The 23,018-nt window shown below is 68.8% G+C and carries 19 protein-coding genes; 6 read left to right on the forward strand and 13 right to left on the reverse strand.

The window, feature by feature from the left end:
- Nucleotides 1-37: 37 nt before the first annotated feature.
- Both CFB81_RS19875 and CFB81_RS19880 read right to left on the reverse strand, forming a co-directional pair.
- Entirely contained in the window at nt 38-559 is a 522-nt protein-coding gene (locus tag CFB81_RS19875; RefSeq protein WP_089436257.1) for a hypothetical protein, read from the reverse strand.
- Nucleotides 560-621: 62 nt separating this feature from the next.
- Complete coding sequence (locus tag CFB81_RS19880) at nt 622-2,802, reverse strand: ornithine decarboxylase (RefSeq protein ID WP_179236014.1); 2,181 nt, start codon at nt 2,800-2,802, stop codon at nt 622-624.
- 507 nt (nt 2,803-3,309) lie between these two features.
- Here CFB81_RS19880 and CFB81_RS19890 point away from each other — a divergent pair.
- Together CFB81_RS19890 and potE are read left to right on the forward strand one after the other, a co-directional pair.
- On the forward strand, nt 3,310-5,610 hold the full coding sequence (locus CFB81_RS19890; RefSeq protein WP_069618383.1) for an Orn/Lys/Arg decarboxylase N-terminal domain-containing protein: 2,301 nt from the start codon (nt 3,310-3,312) through the stop codon (nt 5,608-5,610).
- Between the two features lie 70 nt (nt 5,611-5,680).
- Nucleotides 5,681-7,066 carry a putrescine-ornithine antiporter gene (potE, locus tag CFB81_RS19895; protein ID WP_089436259.1) on the forward strand — a complete coding sequence of 462 codons (1,386 nt, stop codon included), beginning with the start codon at nt 5,681-5,683 and terminating at the stop codon, nt 7,064-7,066.
- A 4-nt stretch (nt 7,067-7,070) separates the two neighbouring features.
- Here potE and CFB81_RS19900 read toward each other — a convergent pair whose 3' ends face one another.
- Nucleotides 7,071-7,979 (reverse strand): LysR family transcriptional regulator, encoded by a 909-nt coding sequence (locus CFB81_RS19900; protein WP_089436260.1) that lies wholly within the window; start codon nt 7,977-7,979, stop codon nt 7,071-7,073.
- A gap of 197 nt (nt 7,980-8,176) precedes the next feature.
- Between CFB81_RS19900 and CFB81_RS19905 the strand changes: the two genes are divergently transcribed.
- On the forward strand, nt 8,177-8,761 hold the full coding sequence (locus CFB81_RS19905; RefSeq protein ID WP_089436261.1) for a putative glycolipid-binding domain-containing protein: 585 nt from the start codon (nt 8,177-8,179) through the stop codon (nt 8,759-8,761).
- Between the two features lie 4 nt (nt 8,762-8,765).
- Here the strand turns inward: CFB81_RS19905 and CFB81_RS19910 are convergent, their stop codons facing one another.
- Together CFB81_RS19910 and CFB81_RS19915 are read right to left on the reverse strand one after the other, a co-directional pair.
- Complete coding sequence (locus CFB81_RS19910) at nt 8,766-9,758, reverse strand: sulfonate ABC transporter substrate-binding protein (RefSeq protein ID WP_089436262.1); 993 nt, start codon at nt 9,756-9,758, stop codon at nt 8,766-8,768.
- 503 nt (nt 9,759-10,261) lie between these two features.
- The gene (locus tag CFB81_RS19915) at nt 10,262-10,669 is read right to left on the reverse strand and encodes a DUF427 domain-containing protein (RefSeq protein ID WP_069618378.1); all 408 of its coding nucleotides are present in this window, start codon (nt 10,667-10,669) and stop codon (nt 10,262-10,264) included.
- A gap of 370 nt (nt 10,670-11,039) precedes the next feature.
- Here CFB81_RS19915 and CFB81_RS19920 point away from each other — a divergent pair, with 370 nt between their 5' ends.
- Nucleotides 11,040-12,701 carry an ABC transporter substrate-binding protein gene (locus tag CFB81_RS19920; RefSeq protein WP_089436263.1) on the forward strand — a complete coding sequence of 554 codons (1,662 nt, stop codon included), beginning with the start codon at nt 11,040-11,042 and terminating at the stop codon, nt 12,699-12,701.
- A gap of 45 nt (nt 12,702-12,746) precedes the next feature.
- On the opposite strand, the gene CFB81_RS19925 is transcribed toward CFB81_RS19920, so the two are convergent.
- The 6 genes from CFB81_RS19925 to CFB81_RS19950 form a co-directional block, all read right to left on the reverse strand.
- A complete protein-coding gene (locus CFB81_RS19925) occupies nt 12,747-13,694 on the reverse strand; it encodes a TauD/TfdA family dioxygenase (protein WP_089436264.1) in 948 nt (315 codons plus the stop codon).
- Nucleotides 13,695-13,849: 155 nt separating this feature from the next.
- Nucleotides 13,850-14,803 (reverse strand): TauD/TfdA family dioxygenase, encoded by a 954-nt coding sequence (locus tag CFB81_RS19930; protein ID WP_089436265.1) that lies wholly within the window; start codon nt 14,801-14,803, stop codon nt 13,850-13,852.
- Between the two features lie 148 nt (nt 14,804-14,951).
- Nucleotides 14,952-15,797 (reverse strand): ABC transporter ATP-binding protein, encoded by an 846-nt coding sequence (locus tag CFB81_RS19935; RefSeq protein WP_069618374.1) that lies wholly within the window; start codon nt 15,795-15,797, stop codon nt 14,952-14,954.
- Between the two features lie 39 nt (nt 15,798-15,836).
- Nucleotides 15,837-16,652 (reverse strand): ABC transporter permease, encoded by an 816-nt coding sequence (locus tag CFB81_RS19940; protein WP_089436266.1) that lies wholly within the window; start codon nt 16,650-16,652, stop codon nt 15,837-15,839.
- Between the two features lie 24 nt (nt 16,653-16,676).
- Nucleotides 16,677-17,519 (reverse strand): ABC transporter permease, encoded by an 843-nt coding sequence (locus tag CFB81_RS19945; RefSeq protein ID WP_089436267.1) that lies wholly within the window; start codon nt 17,517-17,519, stop codon nt 16,677-16,679.
- Between the two features lie 13 nt (nt 17,520-17,532).
- Nucleotides 17,533-18,600, reverse strand: coding sequence for an ABC transporter substrate-binding protein (locus tag CFB81_RS19950; protein ID WP_089436268.1), 1,068 nt, complete (start codon nt 18,598-18,600; stop codon nt 17,533-17,535).
- A 218-nt stretch (nt 18,601-18,818) separates the two neighbouring features.
- Here CFB81_RS19950 and CFB81_RS19955 point away from each other — a divergent pair, with 218 nt between their 5' ends.
- On the forward strand, nt 18,819-19,193 hold the full coding sequence (locus tag CFB81_RS19955) for a phage protein NinX family protein (RefSeq protein WP_089437074.1): 375 nt from the start codon (nt 18,819-18,821) through the stop codon (nt 19,191-19,193).
- 22 nt (nt 19,194-19,215) lie between these two features.
- On the opposite strand, the gene CFB81_RS19960 is transcribed toward CFB81_RS19955, so the two are convergent.
- Nucleotides 19,216-20,202 carry an ABC transporter substrate-binding protein gene (locus CFB81_RS19960; RefSeq protein ID WP_089437075.1) on the reverse strand — a complete coding sequence of 329 codons (987 nt, stop codon included), beginning with the start codon at nt 20,200-20,202 and terminating at the stop codon, nt 19,216-19,218.
- Nucleotides 20,203-20,365: 163 nt separating this feature from the next.
- Entirely contained in the window at nt 20,366-21,244 is an 879-nt protein-coding gene (locus CFB81_RS19965; RefSeq protein ID WP_069618368.1) for a LysR family transcriptional regulator, read from the reverse strand.
- A 100-nt stretch (nt 21,245-21,344) separates the two neighbouring features.
- Between CFB81_RS19965 and CFB81_RS19970 the strand changes: the two genes are divergently transcribed.
- On the forward strand, nt 21,345-22,916 hold the full coding sequence (locus CFB81_RS19970; protein ID WP_089436269.1) for an MFS transporter: 1,572 nt from the start codon (nt 21,345-21,347) through the stop codon (nt 22,914-22,916).
- Nucleotides 22,917-23,018 lie beyond the last annotated feature (102 nt).

Consider the following 23,018-nt stretch of genomic DNA (forward strand, 5'->3'; position numbering starts at 1 on the left):
CACGGCGGGCACGATGCTGCCCGCCGGCCGGGTTCATTCATTTCAGGTCGCGATCCTTGCAGGTCGGCTCGAATTCGCCGTCGAAGTACTGATACAGGTGCACGAGCAACTTGTTGGCGCCGACCTTGCGCCCGAGGTAATGCGTGCCCTCCGCCGACGTGCAGGTCGAGAATGCGAGTGGCAAGCCGCCGTCGAGCACGGCTTCCGGGTGTGCGCCCTGGCGCACGAAATGCGCGGTGCCGACGACGCCGAAGCCGCGCGTGTCCGCCGGCACCGACTTCGGCAGCGACAGGGCGTACGCGGCGATCGCGCGGTCGTCGTGCAGGCTGTCGAGAATCTGGTTGCCGGGCTTGCCGGCGGGGCCGGTGATTATCGCGCAGCAGCGCGCGACGCCTTGGTCGTCGTCGGGCAGCACTTGCAGCGACGTGCCTGCCGCGAGATGCGTATTCGGCGTGTAGTAGACGCCGTCGGCGACCACGCCGACCTGCTGCGCATGCGCGGCGATGGAGACGGCGAGCGCCGGGGCGATCAGGAGCGGACGAAGCGGTCGGATGGGCATGATGGCGGCGATGATACACGCGGCGCGCCAGCGCCGCGCGGGTCGGGCACGGCGGATCGCGATCAGGCCCGCGACGCGTCGGCGCCGGCTGCGACCACGTATGCCGACGCCTGCTTCGTGCCGTCCGGCTTCGTCTGCAGGTACACACCCTGGATTTCCGGCTCGAAGCCCGGCAGCGCGTTGATCCCGGCTTCGAGCGCACGGAAGTAGTCGAGTGCAGGGCCGCCCCACGCTTCGCCGGGCACCACGCAGAAGATGCCGGGCGGATAGGGCAGCGCGCCTTCGGTCGCGATCCGGCCTTCGATGCGGTCGAGCGTGACGAGCTCGACGTTGTTGCGGATCAGCTCGGTATTCGCGGCCTGCGGCAGCATCGCCTGCTTCGGGAACTGCGCGCGCCGGAACATCTGTTTCTGCAGATGCTTCATGTCGTGGCCGCGGTAGAAATCGTGCATGCGCTGGCACAGCTGCCGAAGGCGCATCGTGCCGTACAGCTCCGGATAGGCGTCGCACAACGACGGAATCGCTTCGCGCAGCGGCGTGTCCTGATCGAGATGACGTTCGAACTGCGCGAGGTGCGCGACCAGATGCTGCAGCTTGCCGGAACTTTCCGACGGCGTGAGCAGGAACAGGATCGTATACAGGTCGGCTTTCTCGGGCACGACGCCGTGCTCGCGCAGGTAGCGCGCGAGGATCGGCGCCGGCGCGCCGAACGGCGCGTATTCGTGCGTATCGCGATCGATGCCGGGCGTGGTCAGCAGCAGCTTGCACGGATCGACGAAATACTGGTCGTCCGCATAGCCGTCGAAGCCGTGCCACCTGTCGGCCGGGTGGAAGCGGAAGAAGCGCAGGTCGTCGACGATCTGCTCGGTCGGGTAGTCGGCCCACGGGCGGCCGTCGATCTGCTGCGGAACGAACGGGCGAATCTGGCGGCACGTTTTCAGCAGCAGCTTGCGCGCATCGACGCCGTGTGCGACGCAGTCGCGCCACAGGCGCCTGCCGGCCGGGCCCGCATGCATCTGTGCATTGACGTCGAGCGCCGCGAACATCGGGTAGAACGGGCTCGTCGACGCGTGGATCATGTATGCGTTGTTGAAGCGCCGGTGATCGCAGAAGCGCTTCTGCCCTTCGATGTGGCTGTCCTTCTTGTGGATCTGCGATGTCTGCGAGAAGCCGGCCTGCTGCTTGTGCACCGACTGCGTGACGAAGATGCCGGGATCGTCGGGCCCGAGCGTCAGCATCAGCGGCGAGCAGTCCTGCATCATCGGGATGAACTGTTCGTAGCCGACCCACGCCGAATCGAACAGGATGTAGTCGCACAGATGCCCGATCCGGTCGACGATTTCGCGCGCGTTGTAGATCGTGCCGTCGTAGGTGCCGAGCTGGATCACCGCGAGCCGGAACGGGCGCGGCAGGTCGGCGCGCTCGGGTGCGACGTCGCGGATCGCGTCGCGAATGCGCGCTTCGCCGAGCGCCGCGCTGTCGACGCCGCCGATGAGGCCCCACGCGTTGCGCGCGGTTTCGAGGTAGACCGGCCGCGCGCCGGACAGCACGAGCGCGCCGAGGTGCACCGACTTGTGATTGTTGCGGTCGAACAGCACGAGATCGTCGGGCGCGAGCAGCGCGCTCGTGACGACCTTGTTCGACGTCGACGTGCCGTTCAGCACGAACCAGGTTTTATCCGCGTTGTAGATGCGCGCGGCGTTGCGCTGCGCTTCCAGCGCGGGCCCTTCGTGAATCAGCAGATCGCCGAGCCGGACGTCCGCGTTGCAGAGATCCGAGCGAAACAGCGTCTCGCCGAAGAAATCGAAGAACATCCGGCCGAGCGGATGGTTCGAGAAGAACTGGCCGCCCTGGTGGCCCGGGCAGTCGAATTCGACGTAGCCGCGCTGCACGTAGTCGCGCATGACCTTGAAGAACGGCGGCAGCAGGTTCTCGCTGTAGATGTCGGCCGCGGCGGAAATCTGCCGGCCGTGGTAATGGCGGCCGCCTTGCCGGAGCGGGATCACGCCGCTCGCGCTCGGCAGGATCGACGGCGGCACTTCCTGGTCGGGTTCGACCGCGACGAAGAACGGAATCGCGAAGCCGGTTCTCTCGACGGTTTTCAGCACCTTCTCCGCGGCATCGATGCCGACGACGATGGCCGCGATATTCGTGAAATCGGTCTGGAATACGTCGACCTGTTCGTGCGTGGTGAGAAAGGCGCCGATCAGCGCCGGCTCGACTGCGATTTTCAACAGGCTCACGCGAACTCTCCGGTAAATGACCTGAAACGGGAGCCGCATTCGCGCCGGCGCGTCACGTCGATTACGACGCGCGCTGCAGCCGATTGAAATGCTCCCGCGAATGCCGAACGCCGAATGCGGACTGCACCGAGAAGCATTGAGCAGCGCGGCACGGCCGTGATCGGACAGTGCCCGGCGCAGCCGATCGTAGCAACAAAGGCACGCGAATTCAATCGACCGGCATCGTCAATGTCATTGGCGGATGAGCCTGATCAATTGATCAGGAATTGGCGTGCTGCGGCGCATATAAAAATGATCCAATGTTGAAATCCTATTGGAAATGCGCCGATGGTTTCACCGAATCGTCGGCTTTTCATCGAAAGGCGTTCATGGCATAGTCGGCTCCGAACTGGATGGCGAATCAAGCCGGAATGGCGAGCGTCTCATGCCGCTGCCCGTGACCTGCCGTCCGCGTGCTCGTGAGACGAACGATACCAATCGAAGCAACGCAACAGCGAGGGCAAGAACATGAACACTTCCGCTGGCGGCATTCGTCGCCTCGGCATGCGCGCGCTACTGGTCGACGACGAGATCGCGCAGGAAACGGCAACCGGGCGTGCGGTCCGCACGCTGAGCGCGGAGCTCGCGCAACGCGGTATCGACGTGTTGACGGCGACGTCCGCCGACGATGCCATCGTGCTGATCCGCTCCGATCCGTCGATCCAGTGCGTGCTGCTCGACTGGGATCTCGGTGTGGACGGCCACGGGCCGTCGGAGGCGGTGGTCGATGCGATCCGTCAACGCAACGGCAGCGTGCCGATCTTCCTGCTGGCCGATCGCAGCGTCGCGTCGACGGTGCCGGCCGCGGTGATGGGCAAGGTCGACGATTTCGTGTGGCTGCTCGAGGATACGGCCGACTTCATCGGCGGGCGCATCCACGCGGCGATCGAACGCTATCGCTCGACCGTGCTGCCGCCGATGTTCGGCGCGCTCGCGAAGTTCTCGCGCGTCTACGAATACTCGTGGCATACGCCCGGCCACACGGGCGGCACCGGCTTCCTGAAATCGCCGGTCGGCCGCGCGTTCTTCGAATACTTCGGCGAATCGCTGTTCCGCTCGGACCTGTCGATCTCGGTGGGCGAACTCGGCTCGCTGCTCGATCACTCGGGCCCGATCGGCGAAAGCGAACGCTATGCGGCGCGCGTGTTCGGCGCGCATCGTACGTATCACGTGACGAACGGCTCGTCGACGTCGAACCGCATCATCCTGATGGCGAGCGTGAGCCGCGACCAGATCGCGCTGTGCGACCGCAACTGCCACAAGTCGGCCGAGCATGCGATGACGATGTCGGGCGCCATTCCGACTTACCTCGTGCCGACGCGCAACCGCTACGGGATCATCGGGCCGATCGCATCGGAGCGCCTCACGCAAGCGGCGATCCGCGAGGCGATCGCATCGAATCCGCTCGCGGCGGGGCTGGCGGACCGCCAGCCGAAGCATGCGATCGTCACGAATTCGACGTACGACGGCCTTTGCTACAACGTGACGCGCGTCGAGGAACTGCTCGGCGCGAGCGTCGACCGGCTGCATTTCGACGAAGCGTGGTACGGCTACGCGCGTTTCAATCCGATCTACCGCGACCGCCATGCGATGCACGGCGACCCGCGCGACCACCACAAGGACCGGCCGACGGTATTCGCGACGCAGTCGACGCACAAGCTGCTGACCGCGCTGTCACAGGCGTCGTACATCCACGTGCGCGACGGCCGCAGCCCGATTCCGCATGGTCAGTTTAACGAAACGTTCATGATGCACGCGTCGACGTCGCCGAACTACGCGATCATCGCGTCGAACGACGTCGCGGCCGCGATGATGGACGGCCCCGGCGGCGCCGCGCTGACGCGCGAATCGATCGAGGAGGCCGTCGCGTTCCGGCAGATGATCGCGCGGATGAACGGCGAATTCGGCGCGAAGGGCGACTGGTTCTTCGAGTGCTGGCAGCCCGACACCGTGCTCGAGGCGCGCACGGGCCGCACGCTGCCGTTCCACGAGGCGCCGCCCGAGCTGCTCGCGAGCGACCCGGCGTGCTGGGTGCTGCGCCCCGGCGCGCAATGGCACGGCTTCGGCAATATCGAGGACGGCTACTGCATGCTCGACCCGATCAAGGTGTCGATCGTCACGCCGGGCGTGGCGCCGGCCGGCGGCCTGATGCCGGTCGGCATCCCGGCGAGCGTCGTCACCGCGTATCTCGATGCGCGCGGGATCGTCGTCGAGAAGACGACCGATTTCACGATCCTGTTCCTGTTCTCGATCGGCATCACGAAGGGCAAGTGGGGCTCGCTCGTCAGCGCGCTGTGCGATTTCAAGCGCGACTACGACGCGAACCTGCCGCTCGACATGGCGATTCCGTCGCTCGCGAACGAGCATGGGTCGCGCTATGCGGGCATGGGGCTGAAGGATCTGGCCGACACGATGTTCGCGGCGATGGAGCAGCTCGGCACGACGCGCCTGATGTCGGAGGCGTTCTCGATCCTGCCGAAGCCGGAAATGAGCCCGGTGCGCGCGTACGAGCATCTCGTGCAGGGCCGCGTCGAGCAGGTGACGCTCGACGAGCTGGCCGGGCGCACGGTGGCCACCGGCGTCGTGCCGTATCCGCCGGGCATTCCGCTGTTGATGCCGGGCGAGAACGCGGGGCCGGCCGGCGGCCCGGTGCTCGGCTACCTGAAGGCGCTCGAAGCGTACGACCGGCGTTTTCCGGGCTTCGCGCACGACACGCACGGCGTGGAAGTCGAGGACGGCACGTACCGCGTGTACTGCCTGACGGCCTGAAGCCCCGAAGCCTGACCCGGCGAACGGGCGACCGGCCGCGCGGCGGCCTCACATCGAAGGATCGAACACCATGGACAACGCAGCGCACCTGGCCGACGCGGCCCCGGCGGCCGCACCGAAGAACCGGATGAACGTCTGGCAGCTCACCATTCTCACCGCGGTCAACATGATGGGCTCCGGCATCATCCTGCTGCCGGCGAAGCTCGCGCAGGTCGGCACGATCTCGTTGCTGTCGTGGATCGTCACGGCCGGCGGCTCGCTCGCGCTGGCCTATGCGTTCGCGCGCTGCGGGATGCTGAGCCGCAAGCCGGGCGGGATGGGCGGCTACGCGGAATACGCGTTCGGCAAGGCCGGCAACTACATGGCGAACTACACGTACGGGCTGTCGCTCGTGATCGCCAACGTCGCGATCGGCGTCACGGCGGTCGGCTACGGCACCGTGCTGTTCGACGCGACGCTGTCGCCGCTGCAGACGGGCCTGTGGACGATCTTCCTGCTCGTGCTGACGACGGTCGCGAACTTCGGCGGCTCGCGCATCACCGGCCGGATCGGCGCGGTGACGGTGTGGGGCGTGATCATTCCGGTCGTCGTCGTGTCGCTGATCGGCTGGTTCTGGTTCAGCGGCGCGACCTGGGGCGCCGCGTGGAATCCGCACGACATGCCGTTCGGGCCGGCCGTCGGCGGCTCGATCGCGGTGACGCTGTGGGCGTTCCTCGGGCTCGAATCGGCGTGCGCGAACGCGGATGCCGTCGAGAATCCCGAGCGCAACGTGCCGATCGCGGTGCTCGGCGGCACGATCGCGTCGGCGATCTTCTATATCGTGTCGACCAACGTGATCGCCGGGATCGTGCCCAACGCGATCCTCGCGAAGTCGAATGCGCCGTTCGGCCTCGCGTTCGCGACGATGTTCACGCCGACCGTCGGCACGATCGTCACCGCGTTGATGGTGATCGCGTGCATCGGCTCGCTGCTCGGCTGGCAATTCACGGTGGCGCAGGTGTTCAAGAGCTCGGCGGACGTCGGCTACTTCCTGCCGGTGTTCGCCCGCGCGACGCGCACGGGCACGCCGATCGTCGGCATGGTGATCCTGCTGGTCGCTCAGGTCGCGCTGGCGCTGATGACGATCAGCCCGGAGCTGAGCAGCCAGTTCCAGAAGATCGTCGATCTCGCGGTCGTCACCAACCTCGTGCCTTACGTGATGTCGATGGCCGCGCTGATCACGATCCAGAAGGTCGCGAAGGTGTCGCCGGGCAAGGCGCTGGTGACGAACGCGGTCGCGATGGTCGCGACCGCGTACAGCTTCTACGCGCTCTACAGCTCGGGCGAGCAGGCGCTGATGCTCGGCGGCCTGTGCGTGTTCCTCGGCTGGACGCTGTTCGGCTTCGTCAGCGCGCGCTTCTACCAGATGGAGGTCGACGCGCACGTGAAGGAGCCGGGGAAATCGCTGCAGACGTGACCTGCTAGCGCGGACGTTGCGCCAGCAGCGGCGGCAGGGCGCGTTTCAGCAGATCGACGACGGCGCGCACGCGCGGCGGCAACGGCCGCTGCGCGTGTACCAGCACGTTGAGCGCGAAGTCGGGGACGTCGTAGTGCGGCAGCAGGCGGACGAGCCGGCCGTGCGCGAGCGCGTCGGCGCAAGCCGGATGCTGGACCACGCCGATGCCGCCGCCCGCCGCGATCGTGTCGAACATCGGGCGCCAGTGGCTCGCGGTCATGACCGTGCGGATGCGCGCGTATTCGACCGCACCGCCGTCGCGCTGCAGCGGCACCTGTTCGTTCGCGAATACGCCTTTCACGCGGATGAACGGATGGTTCGCGAGATCGGCCTTCGTGTCGAGCAGGCCGTGCCGCTCGAGATACGACGGCGCGGCGACGAGCACGCGGCCGACCGCGCCGAGCGCGTATGCGACGAAACCGCCGTCGCGAAGCTGGCCGACCCGGATCGAAATGTCGACGCCCTCGGTAACCGGATCGACGATCTCGTCGTTCAGCACCAGGTCGATGTGCAGCTTCGGATACGCGGTGCGGATCTGCATCAGCACGGCCGGCAGCACGACCTCGCCGAAACACTGCGGCGCCGCGAGCCGGATCGTGCCGTCGAGCGCATTCTCCGTCCTCGACACCGACGCCACGGCCAGTTCGGCCGCTTCGAGCAGCGCCTTGCTGCGTTCGTAGAAGAGGCGGCCTTCCTCCGTGCACGCGAGCGTGCGCGCACTGCGCATCAGCAGCCGCGTGCCGAGATGCCTTTCGAGTTTCTCGATGCGTTCGCTGACGGCCGGTTGGCCCATGTCGAGATCCCGCGCCGCGCCGGACATCGTGCCGCGCTCCACGACTCTCACGTAGATGCGCATCGTCGCCAACAGATCCATGAAGTCGCGCCTCGTATCTTCCGGTTCGATTTTTACCGATCGACGGATGGTACCAAAGCGGCGTCCACGCGATGGTGTGCGCCGGGCCGATACTGATGATCGGCCGGCGCGCTCACGACGCTGCCGAAGCCGCGTGCGTTCGTCGGCACCGTGAGCGAAAATCGGCATTCTTTCGCACGGCCGACAGGAGACGCGACATGACGCAACGGAGTGAAGTGCGACGGACGCATTGCGTCGCATGGCAGAACGTGCAGACGTGGCAGGCGGCCGAATGGTGCCGGCTCGACGAGTCGCGAACGGGCATCGCGCTGGCGGGTGCGGTCGCGGGCGCGATCGGCGGCACGCCGTTTCGTATCGACTACGCGATCGCGTGCGGCGCCGACTGGCTCACGCGCTCGGCGCGCGTGACGCATTGGACCGGCACGGCGCCGCCAAGGCAATGGGACATCGCATGCACTGCAGGGCAGTGGACGATCGACGGTGTCGATGCACCGATGCTCGCGGGCGCGACCGACATCGATCTCGGCTTCAGTCCGTCGACCAATACGCTGCCGATCCGCCGGCTGGCGCTCGCCGTCGGCGAGTCGGCCGAGATTCGCACCGCTTGGCTGCGTTTTCCGGATATCGCCGTCGTGCGCGGCGAGCAGCGCTATACGCGCACCGCGCCGCACGTGTACCGCTACGAGAGCGGCACGTATGCGGCCGATATCGCGATCGACGATGCGGGCCTCGTCACCGACTACGACGAATGGCGGCGCATCGGCGGGGCGGCTGCGCCGTGACGCGTCAGCGCGCGCTGGCGACCGACAGCTTGCCCGGAATCAGCTTCAGCGCGCTGAACGCGTCGGCGATGCCTTGCTGGTACGCGAGCGTCGCATCGGTGATCGGCTGCACGCCGTAGCCGGCACGCTTGAGCGCGACTTCGAGCGTCGGCGCGTCGAGGCCGACGAGCGGCGACAGTTGCGCGGCGACCTCGGGCACGTGGTCGCGCGCCCAGCGATCGACCGCGTCGACCTCGTCGAGCAGCGCGCGCAGCACCTGCGGATGCGCGGCCGCGTACTGGCGCGCCGCGAGGTAGTACTGCGTGTTGCGCACGAGCCCGTCGCCGTTCGCGACCACGCGCGCGCCGAGCTGCCGTTCGGCGGCGGCCAGGTACGGATCCCAGATCACCCACGCATCGACGCTGCGCTGCACGAACGCGGCGCGCGCGTCGGCGGGCGTCAGGTAGATCGGCTGGATGTCGGCATACGTAAGGCCCGCGTGCTCGAGCGCTTTCACCAGCAGGTAGTGGACGTTCGAACCCTTGTTGAACGCGACCTTCTTGCCGCGCAGTTGCGCGACGGTGCGGATCGACGAATCGGGCAGCACGACGATCGCCTCGCCCTGCGGCGCGGGCGGCTCGTTGCCGATGTAGACGAAATCGACGCTGGCGGCCTGCGCGAAGATCGGCGGCGTTTCGCCGACCGTGCCGACGTCGATCGCGCCGGCGTTCAGCCCTTCGAGCAGTTGCGGGCCGGCCGGGAATTCGAGCCATTGCACGGTGACGCCCTGGCTCGCGAGACGCTTCTCGAGCGTGCCGCGCGCCTTGAGCACGACGAAGTTGCCGTATTTCTGGAAGCCGACGCGCAGCCGCGTGCCGCTGTCGGCGGCGCGGGCGGGCACGGCCGCGAGCGGCCCGAGCGCGAGCCCGGCCAGCCCGGCGGCCGCGCCGTGCAGCCACCGGCGGCGGCGCGGGTTCGCCGGGGTCGTTTCAAGGTCTGCGTGCGGTGTGTCGTTCATTAGGGCGTGTTCACGCTAATAACGGGTTTGCGCTGGCCCCCAGAAGGGCCGAGCGCAAGGATTGCGACGAAGCGAATACTCGACGTATTCGCGAGGAGCATGACGCGGCGATCGGCCCTTCTGGGGGCCAGCCCCGCGAATGAATTTTTCCAAACAGGGGAACGTGCCTTTCCGCCCACATTGCGGCGTCGTGCGTCGCTTGTTTGGCACGGCCAAACGGCGCTCCTTACTCCTTGCACTGCGGGCGGAAAGGCACGTTCGCAAACCCGTTATTAGCGTGAACACGCCCTAAGGCGTCCTGCTGGCGGGTTCACGGGGCGCACGCGAAGGCGGCGCGGCCGGCGCAGGACCGGGCCGGATGCGGGCGACGCGCGCAACGGGCCGGCCCGCGCCGGTGTCGAGACGATACGGCCCGGCGGGACGGCGGCCAACCAATGAATCCGCATATGCAAATCAGCGGCCGGACGATACGTGAACGGTGACGCGGCAGCGCGTCGCCGTGCTCACTCGGAGACGAGCAGGCTTTCCTCGATCGAATCGACGCGGTCGGGATAGAACGCGAGATGCCCGCGAATCGACTCGACGGCCGGATTCGGATGCTCGTACGTCCAGACCGCGTTGGTCGCGCGTTCGCCGCCGGCCGGAATCGAGTAGTACGCGCAATCGCCCTTGTACGGGCAGTAGGTCGCGTGGTCGGTGCGTTGGAGCAGCGACATGTCGGCATCCTCGCGCGGAATGTACAGCACCGCCGGATAGCTGGCCTCGCGCAGCACCAGCGCATGGCGCGTATCGGCGACGACCTTCCCGGCGACTTTCACGACCACGCGCGACGAGTGCGGTTCGATCAGGATCGGGTGATCGGGGCCCGGCGACTTCACGGGACGAGAGGGCGTATCGGGGTTGATCGACATCGGGGTCCTCCAGGAACGGCGCGCACCCGCGGGTGCGCGGTGCCGGCACGCGTGCGCCGGCGGATTCCCGCGCACCGGTGCCGGCGTTGGCCAACCGATACGATGCACCCATTCGGCGGAACTTGCAGGGGGCCGGAAGGGACGTCCGCCGCCGTGAGCGCATGGCGCTGCGTCATGACGCCGAGCGGGCGGCGTCGCGGCGGCGTTCGCGAACCTGTCTGCGGCGCTCGCATGGACGTTCCGATGCAGCGGCAGCGGGATGCATCCGCGACGATAAGCAACGCGGAATTAATTGGTAAGCGATCGGCGGGCGGCGCGCGAAGATCGACGGTCGTCATTCGCATGACACCTCTTTCTTCCCTTTGCCACCATGAAGAATCCTTTCGTTTCGTCAGCCGCGCGCCGTTCGAGCGGCGTATCGCCTGCCGCTGCCGCGCTCCGCTGCATCGCCGCGTCGCTGCTGCTGGCCGGCGCCGCGACGCACGCACTCGCGGCGCCTGCGGGCAAGACGCTCGTGTACTGCACCGAAGGCAGCCCGGCCGGCTTCGATCCCGGCCAGCACACGACGAGCACCGATTTCGATGCGAGCACGTACCCGGTCTACAACGGGCTCGTGCAGTTCAAGCGCGGCACGCTCGATCTCGAACCGGCGCTTGCGACGAGCTGGGACGTGTCGCCCGACCAGCGCACGATCACGTTCCACTTGCGGCGCGGCGTGAAATTCCAGACCACCGCGTGGTTCACGCCGACGCGGCCGTTCCAGGCCGACGACGTCGTGTTCACGTTCCGCCGGATGCTCGACCCGGACGACCCGTTCCGCAAGGCCTATCCGGTCAGCTTCCCGTATTTCAGCGATCTCGGCTTCGACCACAACGTCGAGCGCATCGAGAAGGTCGACGACTACACGGTGCGCTTCGTGCTGAAGTCGCCCGATGTCGTGTTCGTGCGCAATCTCGCGATGGCGTTCGCGTCGGTGCTGTCGGCCGAATATGCGGGCCAGCTCGCCGCGCGCCATCGCGAGTCGGACATCAACCAGTTCCCGGTCGGCACGGGGCCGTTCGTGCTGCGTACGTACCAGAAGGACGCGCTGATCCGCTACGACGCGAATCCCGACTACTGGAAGCCCGACGACGTGAAGCTCTCGCGCCTCGTGTTCGCGATCACGCCCGATCCGGCCGCGCGATTGCAGAAGCTCGTGGCCGGCGAGTGCCAGGTGTCGGCGTTTCCGCGGCCGGCCGATCTCGAGACGGTGCGGCGCGACCCGAAGCTGACGCTGTTTTCGGGGACGGGCTTCAACGTCGGCTTCGTCGCGTACAACACGCAGCATCCGCCGCTCGATCGCGTCGACGTGCGGCGCGCGCTCGACATCGCGATCGACAAGACGGCGATCATCAAGACCGTGTTCAACGGCGACGCGACGATCGCGACGAACCCGATGCCGCCCGCGCAATGGTCGTACAACCCGCGCCTGAAGGACGCGCCGCGCGATCCGGCCGCCGCGAAGGCGCTGCTCGCGCAGGCTGGCTTCCCGAACGGCTTCGACCTGACGCTGTGGGCGATGCCCGTGCAGCGCCCGTACAACCCGAACGCGCAGCTGATGGCGCAACTGATCCAGCAGGACTGGGCGAAGATCGGCGTGCGCGCGAAGATCGTCAGCTACGAATGGGGCGAATACAACCGCCGCGCGAAGCACGACGGCCAGCACGACGCGATCCTGTACGGCTGGTCGGGCGACAACGGCGACCCCGACAACTGGCTCGGCACGCTGCTCGGCTGCGACGCGGTGCACGGCAGCAATCTCGCGAAGTGGTGCAACAAGGACTTCGAGCAACTCGTGAGCGCCGCGCGCTCGAATGGGGACGTCGCGAAGCGCACGGCGCTGTACGAGCAGGCGCAGGTGGTGTTCAAGGATCAGGTGCCGTTCACGCCGATCGCGACATCGATCGTGTCGCTGCCGATCTCCAGGCGCGTGCACGGGCTGACGTTCTCGCCGCTCGGCGGGCACCGCTTCGACGGCGTGTGGCTCGATTGATGTAAGCGGGGGCCGGCGTGTTCGTACGCGCCGGCATTTGCCGCATCAGTTGAGTGCGACGGCGGCCGCGGTTTCGACCGGCGTGCCTTCGAGCGCGACCGACGGGCGGCCGTCGGGGCCGACCGGCACGTCGCCGATGAGCGTCGTGCGATACAGCTGGCGGTCGAAGTCGAGATCGAAGATGTCGACGGGCGCGAGATGCGCGGTCGCCCGGTTGTCCCAGAACGCGATGCTGCGCGGCTCCCACTTGAAGCGGATCGTGAATTCCGGCCGCGTCACGTGCTCCCACAGCAGTTCGAGCAGCGCCTGGCTCTCGCGCGGCGTCAGCCCGACGATCGATTTCAGGAAGCTCGGGCTCACGTACAGCGCGCGTTCGCCGGTCTCCGGATGCACGCGCACGAGCGGATGTTCGGTCACGAGCGGGCGGCGCTCGACCGCGTCGTCGAAGGCGCCGGTCGCGCGCGCGCCGGGCGGCGGCGTGAAGCGATGGATGCCGCGCAGCGTGTCGACGAAGCCACGCAGCGGCGCGGACAGCGTTTCGTACGCGCGCACGAGATTCGTCCAGTGCGTGTCGCCGCCGTACGGCGGGATCGTCACGCCGCGCAGGATCGATGCCCACGGCGGGTTCACGGCCGCCGTCACGTCGGTGTGCCAGCCGGTCCAGGGTCGGCGCACCGGCTCGCCTTCGAAGCGCGTCGCCTTGCGATGCTTCGCGATCGAATAGACGGCCGGATGCCCGTCGACGTGCCCGAACACCGGGTGGCCGACCGTCGGCTCGCCGAACTGCGCGGAGAACGCGACATGCTGGTCGTGCGTGAGGAATTGTTCGCGGAAGAAGATCACGCGCCATTTCAGCAGCGCGGCGCGGATCGCCGCGATCTGCGGCGTGGTCAACGGTTGCGTGAGGTCGACGCCGCGGATTTCCGCGCCGATATGGGCGGACAGCGGAATCACGTCGACCGGGTAGGCGGCGGGTTCGAGTAGGGCGCTCATGCGACGCTCCTGGCGGAAGTGAACGGGGAAGACGGACGACATCGTTGCGCGTGCAAGTGTCGGTCCTGTGAGGCGATATCCATGGCGGGTGTCCTGCAAGGAATGGCGCGGCGGCGCGCGGGAAAGCGCCGCCGCGTGACGTGGATACGCGGACGTTATTGCAGCGTGGCGCCCGGCCCTTTCAGCAGGACGCTCTGGCGGCCGTCGACGCCGACCGGCACGTCGCCGTGAACGGTCGCGCGGCGCACGACGCGGCGCGCATCGCCGTAGTCGTTGATCGCGTAGTGCTGCGTCGCGCGGTTGTCCCAGATCGCAACGTCGCCCTCCTGCCAGTTCCAGCGCACGGTGTTCTCGAGGCGCGTCACGTGCTCGTGGAACACCTGCAGCAGATGCGCGGAATCCTGCGCCGACAGCCCCTTGAGCCGCTGCACGAAGTGCCCGAGCACGAGCGTGCGTTCGCCGGTTTCCGGATGCACGCGCACGACCGGGTGCTCGGTTTCGTAGACGGTCGACGTGAACACTTCGCGGTAGCGCTTCAGTTGCGCATCGTCGGCGTGCACGTGCGTCGACGCATAGTCGTACGCGTTCGTGTGCAGCGCCCACAGCGTGTCGGCGAGCGCGCGCAGCGAATCGGGCAGATGCGCGTACGCGGCGGCCGTGTTGGCCCATACGGTGTCGCCGCCGAACGGCGGGATCACGACCGCGCGCAGGATCGAGATCTTCGGGTACGCATCGACGAAGGTCACGTCGGTGTGCCACGAATTGGCGCGTGCGCCGTGCGCGGAATCGAGTTCGAGCAGCGCCGCGCTGCCGTCGACGGACGGCACGGTCGGGTGCGCGACCGTGTCGCCGAAGCGGCGGGCGAACGCTTCCTGCGCGGTGTCGTCGAGATGGTGCTGGCCGCGGAAGAACAGCACCTTGTGGCGCAGCAGCGCGGCGTTGATCGCGTCGAACGTCGCGTCGTCGAGCGTGGCCGACAGCCGCACGCCGGCAATCTCGGCGCCGATCCGGCCGGCGACCTGGCGAAGCTGAAGCGGGACGGCGGCCGTGCGCGGCGCGGCGTGCGAAGCAGGCGAAGACGAGTGAACGGCATGCTGGACATCGGACATCGGGAGTCTCCTGGGAGTCGGGTCGGTCGAGTCTCCATTCAAGCAGGCGCCGCGCGGAACCGGAACCGATGAATCGTCACAACCTTAGCGTGCGCGCTGCGATGAACGATATGTGTCGTGATGCTGAGCGATTCGGGATGGCATGCGCTTACCACGCGAGCCGCCATTCGCCGATCCGGTGCGGGCGCGCCGCGTCGATGCGCTTGCCGTCCGAGCCATCGTCGTCCGGCGGTTCGCTATCGTCGAAATCGGCGAGCACCGTGTCGCGCAAGCGCGCGAATGCCGGCGAATCGCGCCGGCGCGGCCGCGGCAGCGCGACGTCGACGATGCGCGCGATGCGGCCCGGTCGCGGCGCCATCGTGACGACGCGGTCGCCGAGATAGACGGCTTCGTCGACGTCGTGTGTGACCAGGAGCATCGTGATGCGCTCCTGTTCCCAGATGCGCAGCAGTTCGTTCTGCATCTTCGCGCGGGTCTGCGCGTCGAGCGCGCCGAACGGCTCGTCGAGCAGCAGCACGCGCGGGCGGTTCACGAGACCGCGCGCGATCGCGACGCGCTGCGCCATCCCGCCCGACAACTGGTTCGGAAACGCGTGCTCGAAGCCGTTCAGCCCGACGAGCGCGATGTGTTCCGCGATCGCGCGCCGTTTCGCGGCGGCGTCCAGCGGCGCGTTGCGCAGCGCGGCGCCGATGTTCTGTTCGACGGTCAGCCACGGGAACAGCCGGTGATCCTGGAACACGATGCCGCGCTGCAGCGACGTGTCGCGCACGCGTTCGCCGCCAGCGCGGATTTCGCCGGTGTAATCGGTGTCGAGCCCGGCGACGAGCCGCAGCAGCGTCGACTTGCCGCAGCCGCTGGCGCCGACGATCGTGACGAATTCGCCGGCGCGCACGTGCAGCGATACGTCGTCGAGCACCGCGAGCGCCGCGCCGCGTTGCGCGTAGTGCTTGCCGACATGGAGGATGTCGAGCGAATCGGAGGTGAGAGTCGTCATGGCGGTACGAAGAAGAGGCGAAACGGAAGGAAAGGGCGCTCAGCGCGCGAGGTCGCCGCGCCGCGCCAGCACCTTGCGCTCGATCGCCCGCGCGGTCGCGTTCAGTGCCCAGCCGGTCACGCCGACGACGATGATCCCGAACAGCACGAGATCCATCCGGAACTGCTCGCTGCCGTCGATCAGCGTGTTGCCGATTCCGCTTCCTGCGACGAGCAGGTACTCGGCGCCGAGCGTCGCGAGCCACGAATAGATCAGGCCGAGATACAGGCCGGTGAAGATCGACGGCAGCGCGGCCGGGAAGATCACGTAGCGGATCAGCTGAAGCCGCGAGTAGCGCAGTGCGCGGGCGACGTCGACATACGTGCGCGGCACCGCGTGAATGCCGTCGCAGGTATGGGCGGCGACCGGCAGCAGCGCGGCGAGCGACAGGAACACGATCTTCGCGACGTCGCCGAGGCCGAACCACACGGAAATCAGCGGAATCCACGCGAACAGCGAGATCTGCTTGAACGTGTCGAAGCTCGGGCCGACCATCCGCGCGGCGACGCGCGACAGCCCGAGCACGGCGCCGAGCACGAGCCCGGCCGTCGCGCCGATCGCGAACCCGCATGCTTCGCGCGCGAGCGACGCCGACAATGCGCGGCCGAGCGCACCGCTCGTGGCCTGCGCCCACGCGGTGTGCAGCACGTCGGCGGGGCCGACGAACAGCCCGCTTTTCACGACGTGCGCGGCAGCGAGGGCCCACCAGCACGCAAACGTGGCGAGCGGCAGCATGAAACCGCGCCAGTCGGGCGCATGCAGGCGGCGGGCGGTCGTGGTGGGCGGTGTGAGTGACGGTGTGGCGGCATGCGGCACGGGCGATTCTCCTTCGAGGGCGCTTCAGCCGCGAAACGCGGACGGCACGCCGCGGCGCAGGCGCGCTTCAAGTGCGTCGAGCGCCCGGTTGATCAGCAGGCCGACCGCGCCGACCACGACCACGGCCGCCATCACGAGATCGAGCTGGAACAGTTGCCGTCCGTACACGATCAGGTAGCCGAGCCCTTCGGACGACGCGACGAGTTCGACCACGACGAGCGCGAGCCACGACTTCGTGAACGCCAGTCGCACGCCGGTCGCGAGCGTCGGAATCGCGGCCGGCAGCACGACGTGGACGATGCGTTGCCGGCGCGTGTAGCCGAACCCGCGCGCGACTTCGTCGAGTGCGGGCGGCACCTGGCGAAACCCCTGCAACGTGCTCAGCGTGACCGGCACGAGCGCCGCATGCGCGATCAGCAGGTACTTCAGCGGCTCGCCGACGCCGACGAGCAGCAGCAGGAACGGCAGCCAGCCGAGCACCGGAATCTGCACGAGCGCGTTGAAGCTCGGCAGCACGTAGGCTTCCAGCGTGCGCGACAGCCCCAGTGCGACGCCGATCGCTACACCGAGCAGCGTGCCGGCCGCGAAGCCGACGAGCACGCGCTGCAGGCTGATCAGCGTGTGGCGCACGAGATCGCCGCTCGACGCGAGCTCGGCCAGCGTGTCGACCACGCGTTCGGGCGGCGGCAGGATTTGCGGCGCGATCCAGCCGCGCGCGCTGCCGACGCTCCACAGCGCGAACAGCAGCGCGGGCAGCACCCACGGGGCGAGCTGCCACGCGAGCCGTATCACCGGGGCCGCGCGGCGCGGCGGCACGGCGAGCGTGTGCGGTTCGGTCGACGGGACGGAAAACGCGGTGTCGCTCATCGGGGTGGTCCGGTCAGGAGAGGGGCTTGCCGGCCGCGTCGTAGCGCGGCCAGTAGTGCTCGAGTTTCAGCGTGCGCAATGCATTGTCGAGATACTTCGGCTCGAACCAGCCGTCGACGTCGACCGGCTGGCGGATCAGCTTCAGGTTCAGCGCATCCTGCGCGACGGCCTTGTAGCGCGCGACGACGAACGGATCGATCAGCGGGGACAGGCGGTCCTTCAGGCGCTGGTTCGCATAGTCGGCCTGCCACGACGAATACGGCACGCCGCTCTTTGCCCAGAGCTTGAACAGCGCATCGCGGTTCGCCTCGTCGGACGACCATTGCGCGCCCTTCACGAACGCGGTGACGACGCGCTGCACGATGTCCGGGTGCGCGCGGTCGAACTCGTCGAGCACAAGCAGGTGGGTCTGGCGCGTCAGCTGCGGCCCGTCGTTCTGCGATTCGTAGATGATCTTCGCGAGGCCCGCGTCGCGCAGCTTGTAGAGCCCGTAATCGCCGACCGACGCGTCGATGCCTTTCGATGCGAGCGCGGCGAGCGAGCTGGCGGCGTCGAGGTTGATCACGCGCAGGTCGCGTTCGCCGAGGCCGTTCTTCGCGAGCGCGTTGTCGGCGACGAGCTGCAGGTTGGTGCCGCGGAAGATCGACACGCGGCGGTCCTTCAGGTCCTTGATCGAGCGGATCGTGGAGTCGGGCGGCACCGCGATCTTGATACCCGAGCGCACGCTCGCGGCGAGCAGCAGGCGCGTCTTGATCCCGTTCGAGCGCGCGAGTACGGCGGGCAGGTCGCCCTGGTATGCGAAGTCGAGCGCCTTGTTGGCGATCGCCTCGTTCACGGCCGGGCCGGCGCCCTTGAAGAACAGCCATTCCACCTTGATGCCGTCGGCGGCGAATTCCTTTTCGACGAGTTGCTGCAACTGCACGGTGGCGGCGCTCGACCCGCCGAACGTCGGTGGATCGCCGGCGCCTTGCTGGGCGACGCCGATGCGGATGGTGGCGGGTTTGTCCGCGTGCGCGGCGGCGGCCGGCAACGCAATGAGGGACGCGATCAGCAGCGATCGCAGCAGGCGCAGTGGGAGCATGAATCGATCGGTCAGGAGTACGTTTCGGGCGGCGGTGCCGGGTGTCGGTCCGTCGAATCATTCTCGATGACGTGTCCGGGGCGGACAAGCAACGATTTGAACTATGCTTATCGCGGCGCGACAGGGGACGAAACCCTGTCACGCATGCGAGCAGTCCTTGCGGCTGCATGGACAACGGCTACGATGTCCTTCAAGACAACGGTCATACGGAGACGGTCATGCAAGTGCAGGACCTGGCAGGCGCGACGCGCGATTACTGGGTGGCGATGGCGGAAGACCTCGTCGCCCCGCGCATCGACACGTCGCGATGCACGGTGATCCGCGAACCGGGCGGCGTCCCGACGTCGTTCGCGCCGCCGTCGTCCTGGGCGGACGGCGGCCCGATCGTCGAGCGGCTGCCGTTCGCCGCATTCGAGCGCGACGGCGGGCGTGGCGCGTGGCGTGCCGTGCTGCACCGCGCCGTGCCGGCCGCGGGCGAGCGCTGCACGTTCAACCAGTCGGGGCCGACGCCGCCGTTCGCCGCGATGCGCACGCTCGTCGCGTCGACGTTCGGCGACGACGTGCCGGATCTCGACATGGCGCGGCCGTGCTGAACACGTCCTCGCGCCGCATCGCTCAGGCGGACACCTGCCGGACGGCGATCGACGCGACGTCGACGCGACGCGGCAGGATCGCGTCCGCCGCCGCGCGATCGGCGACGCGCTGCAGCACGGCGATGTCGGCGTCGCCGAGGCTGCGTTGCGCGAGCGCGGCCCGGCGCGCGATATCGGTGGCCGCGTCGGTCGGCAGGCGCGTGAGCGACGCATAGACGCTCGCGTAGTCGGCCGGGTGCGCGAGCGCCCATTGGCCCGCGCGGGCAAGCCGTGCGAGCACGTCCGCGAGCGCCGCGCGCTTGCCGCGATCGTCGAGCGTCTCGACCGGCGACGTGAGGAACGCGAGCCCCGAATTGATGCCGCTGCCGTCGCGGACGATGCGCGCGCCGCGTCGCACCGCATGCCCGTAGTACGGATCGAACGTGGCCCAGATGCCGATCCGCTTCGCCTCGAACGCGGCGAACGCGTCGACCGGCAGCACGAAGCGCACCTCGACGTCGCGCGGCGCGAGCCCGTGTTCGCGCAGCGCGCCGTACAACTGGTATTGCGAGATGCTGCCGCGCGCCGACGACACGACGACGGTTTGCCCTTTCAGGTCGGCCACCGTGCGCACCGGCGAGTCGGGCTGCACGACGATGCCGAGCGACGTCGGCGAGCCGACGCGCGTCGCGACGATTCGCAACGACGGATCGCCGAGTGCGGCCGTCAGGACGGGCAGGTCGCCGGCCGGCGCGAGGTCGATCGCGCCAGCGCGCTGCGCTTCGAACAGCGGCGCGGCGCCCTGGAAGTTGGCCCAGCGGAATCGGTACGGCGTGCCGTCGAGCACGCGCGCCGCTTCGGCCAGCGCCCGCAGGCCGCCGGCCTGGTCGCCGAGTACGAGCGTGACGCCCGACAGGGCGTCGCCGGTCGCGCGGGCGGGGAGTGCGAGGCCGCCCGCGAGCGGCGCGGCGGCGAGGGCGGCAAGGCGCTGCAGCGTGCGGCGGCGCGCGGTGGCGAAAGCGTGGGTCATCGGCGGCGTGTCCTCGGTGATCCGCGCGCGGGCGGCGCGGCTGCCGGGCAGGTTACGGAATCGGTTTCCGGCCGACAAACATCGAATCGTGGAATGCATATTCGCGCGGCGACCGCCGGTGCGGCCGCCGCCGACCCGATGGCCCGGGCCTGGCGCGAGCGCCTTACGCGGCCGGCGCAACCGTGCGCAGGAATGCCCGCACGGCGGGCGCCTTTTCGAACCGCCGGTGCGCAAGCGCGAGCGCCGACATGATCGGCTTGCCGGCGATCGGCCGGTACACGACGCCCGGCAGCGACACGCAAGCGGCGAGCGCATCGGGAATCACCGCGACGCAGCCGTTCACCGACACGCACGCGAGCACCGCCAGCAGGCCGCCCGGCCGCGCGGCCACGACCGGCGCGAAGCGGCCGCGGCGCGCGACCTCGAGCGTGCCAAGCGCCTGTTCGGGCACCGCGAAGTGCGCGTCGGCGAGGTCCGCCGCGCGCACCGCCGCCATCGCCGCATGGCGCGAATCGGCCGGCACGGCCACGACGAACACGTCGCGCTGCAGCGTGACGATCCGCAGGCCGCCGGGCAGCGGCAACGGCGGGCGCACGTACGCGAGGTCGAGGCGGCCCGCGTCGAGCTGGTTCGCGACGTCGTCCATCGGCACTTCGCGCAGGTTCAGCTCGATGCGCGGATGCGCGGTGCGGAACGCGCCGACCGTGCGCTGCAGCGTGCCCGAATAGACGGCCGATGACACATAGCCGATCTCGATCCGGCCGAGCTCGCCGCGTTCGGCCAGCGCGGCGAGTTCGCGACCGCGCTGCAGATGGTCGAACGCGGCGCGCGCTTCCGCGAGATAGGCTTCGCCGGCCGCGCTCAGCGTGACCGCGCGGCGCGACCGGTGAAACAGCCGCACGCCGAGCACGCGCTCGGCTTCCTGGATCTGCCGCGTGAGCGCGGGCGGCGCCATGTCGAGCGCGTCGGCCGCGCGCGCGAAGTGCAGATGCTGCGCGACGCTCAGGAATGCGCGCACGTGACGGAATTCGAGCTGGCTCATGGTTGCGATTTTCGTCAATGAAACTGCCTTGAAGTGTCAATGACAGGCAATAGCGGCCAAGCCTAGCATACGGCTCGTTCATCCTGTTCCGGAGTGGCCGATGTCCCAGTCTTCACCGGCGTCGCGCGCGAGCGCGGCGGCCGCCCCGCGCACCGGCGGCAACTTGCCTGCCGCCGCGACGCTCGCCGTCGCGTCCGCGACCTGCGCGCTGATCGTGCTCGACACGAACGTGGTGGCCGTCTCGCTGCCGAGCATCGCGCGCGGCTTTCACGCGAGCTTCGCCGATATCGAATGGGTCGTGAGCGCGTACATGACTGCGTTCGCCGCGTGCCTGCTGCCGGCCGGCGGCCTCGCCGACCGCTTCGGGCGCAGGCGGATGCTCTTCGCGGGGCTCGCGCTCTTCTTCGTCGCGTCGCTCGGCTGCGGCATCGCGCCGTCGGCCGGCTGGCTGATCGCCGCGCGCGCGGTGAAGGGCGGCGGCGCCGCGCTGCTGCTGACCGCCGCGCTCGCGGTGATCGCGAACCGTTTCCCGGACGGACGCGAACGGGCGCGTGCGTGGGCGATCTGGGGCATGTGCATGGGGATCGCGACGGCGATCGCGCCGCTCGTCGGCGGTGCGATCACGCAATGGATCGGATGGCGCTGGGTGTTCCTGCTGAACCTGCCAGTCTGCCTGCTGCTGGTGGCCGGCGCGCGCGTCGCGATCGACGAATCGAACGATCCGCATGCGAAACGCGTGGACGCGGCCGGCAGCCTGCTGTTCGGCGCGGCGCTCGCCTGTGCGATCGCGGCGCTGATCGGCGCGCCGTCGCACGGCTGGCTGTCGGGCGCGACGATTGGCCGGCTCGCGCTCGCGGCCGCGCTGCTGGCGGCATTCGTCGGCGCGGAGCGCTGGCAGGCGCGGCCGATGATCGATCTCGCGCTGTTCCGCCAGCCGCACTTCGTCGGTGCGGTGCTCGCGATGTTCGGTTATGCGGCGTGCGCGCAGGTGATGATGACGTTCCTGCCGCTGTACCTGCAAAACGCGTTCGGGATGTCGGCGATCGATGCGGGGCTCGGCATGCTGCCGTTCGCGTTCGCGATGATCGCCGGCCCGTCGCTCGGTGCGGCGCTCGCCGCGCACGTGTCGTCCGGCGGCGTGCTGGCGGGCGGGCTCGCGCTGATCGGCGCCGGCAACCTCGCGACCGCGGCGCTGACGGCCAGCGGCGACTACCGGCTCGTCGCGCTCGGCATGTGCGTGACGGGGTGCGGCGCCGGCATCATGAACGGCGACACGCAGAAGGCGATCATGGCGTGCGTGCCGCCGGATCGCACGGGCATGGCGTCGGGCATCAGCACGACGACGCGCTTCTCGGCGATCGTGACGGCCGTCGGCGTGCTCGGCGCGGTGCTGGCGGCGAGTACGCATGCACGGCTCGACAGCCTGCTGTCCGCGACGCCCGGCCTGTGCGCGTTTGCCGATGCATCGTTCATGTCGAGCCTGCTGGCCGGCGACCTCGCGCAGGCGCTCGGCCGCGTGCCGCCGTCGGCTGCCGGCGCGCTCGCGCACGCGGCGCCCGTCGCGTTCGCGAGCGGGTTCGCCGATGCGTTGACGGTGAGCGGCGTGCTGGCGCTCGGTTCGGCCGTCGTTGCATACAAGTTGCTTGCGCAACCGATGCGCGGAGGCGCGTGACGTCGTGCACGGTCCTGCTGTCGACGTTCGGGTCGAGCGTGTCGCTGTCGGTGCTGCTCGCGCCCGCACCCGCACCCGCACGCGAGCGCCGCGCCGCGCCGC

This window comes from Burkholderia sp. AU28863 (genome assembly GCF_002223195.1).
GTDB classification, from domain to species: Bacteria; Pseudomonadota; Gammaproteobacteria; order Burkholderiales; family Burkholderiaceae; genus Burkholderia; species Burkholderia sola.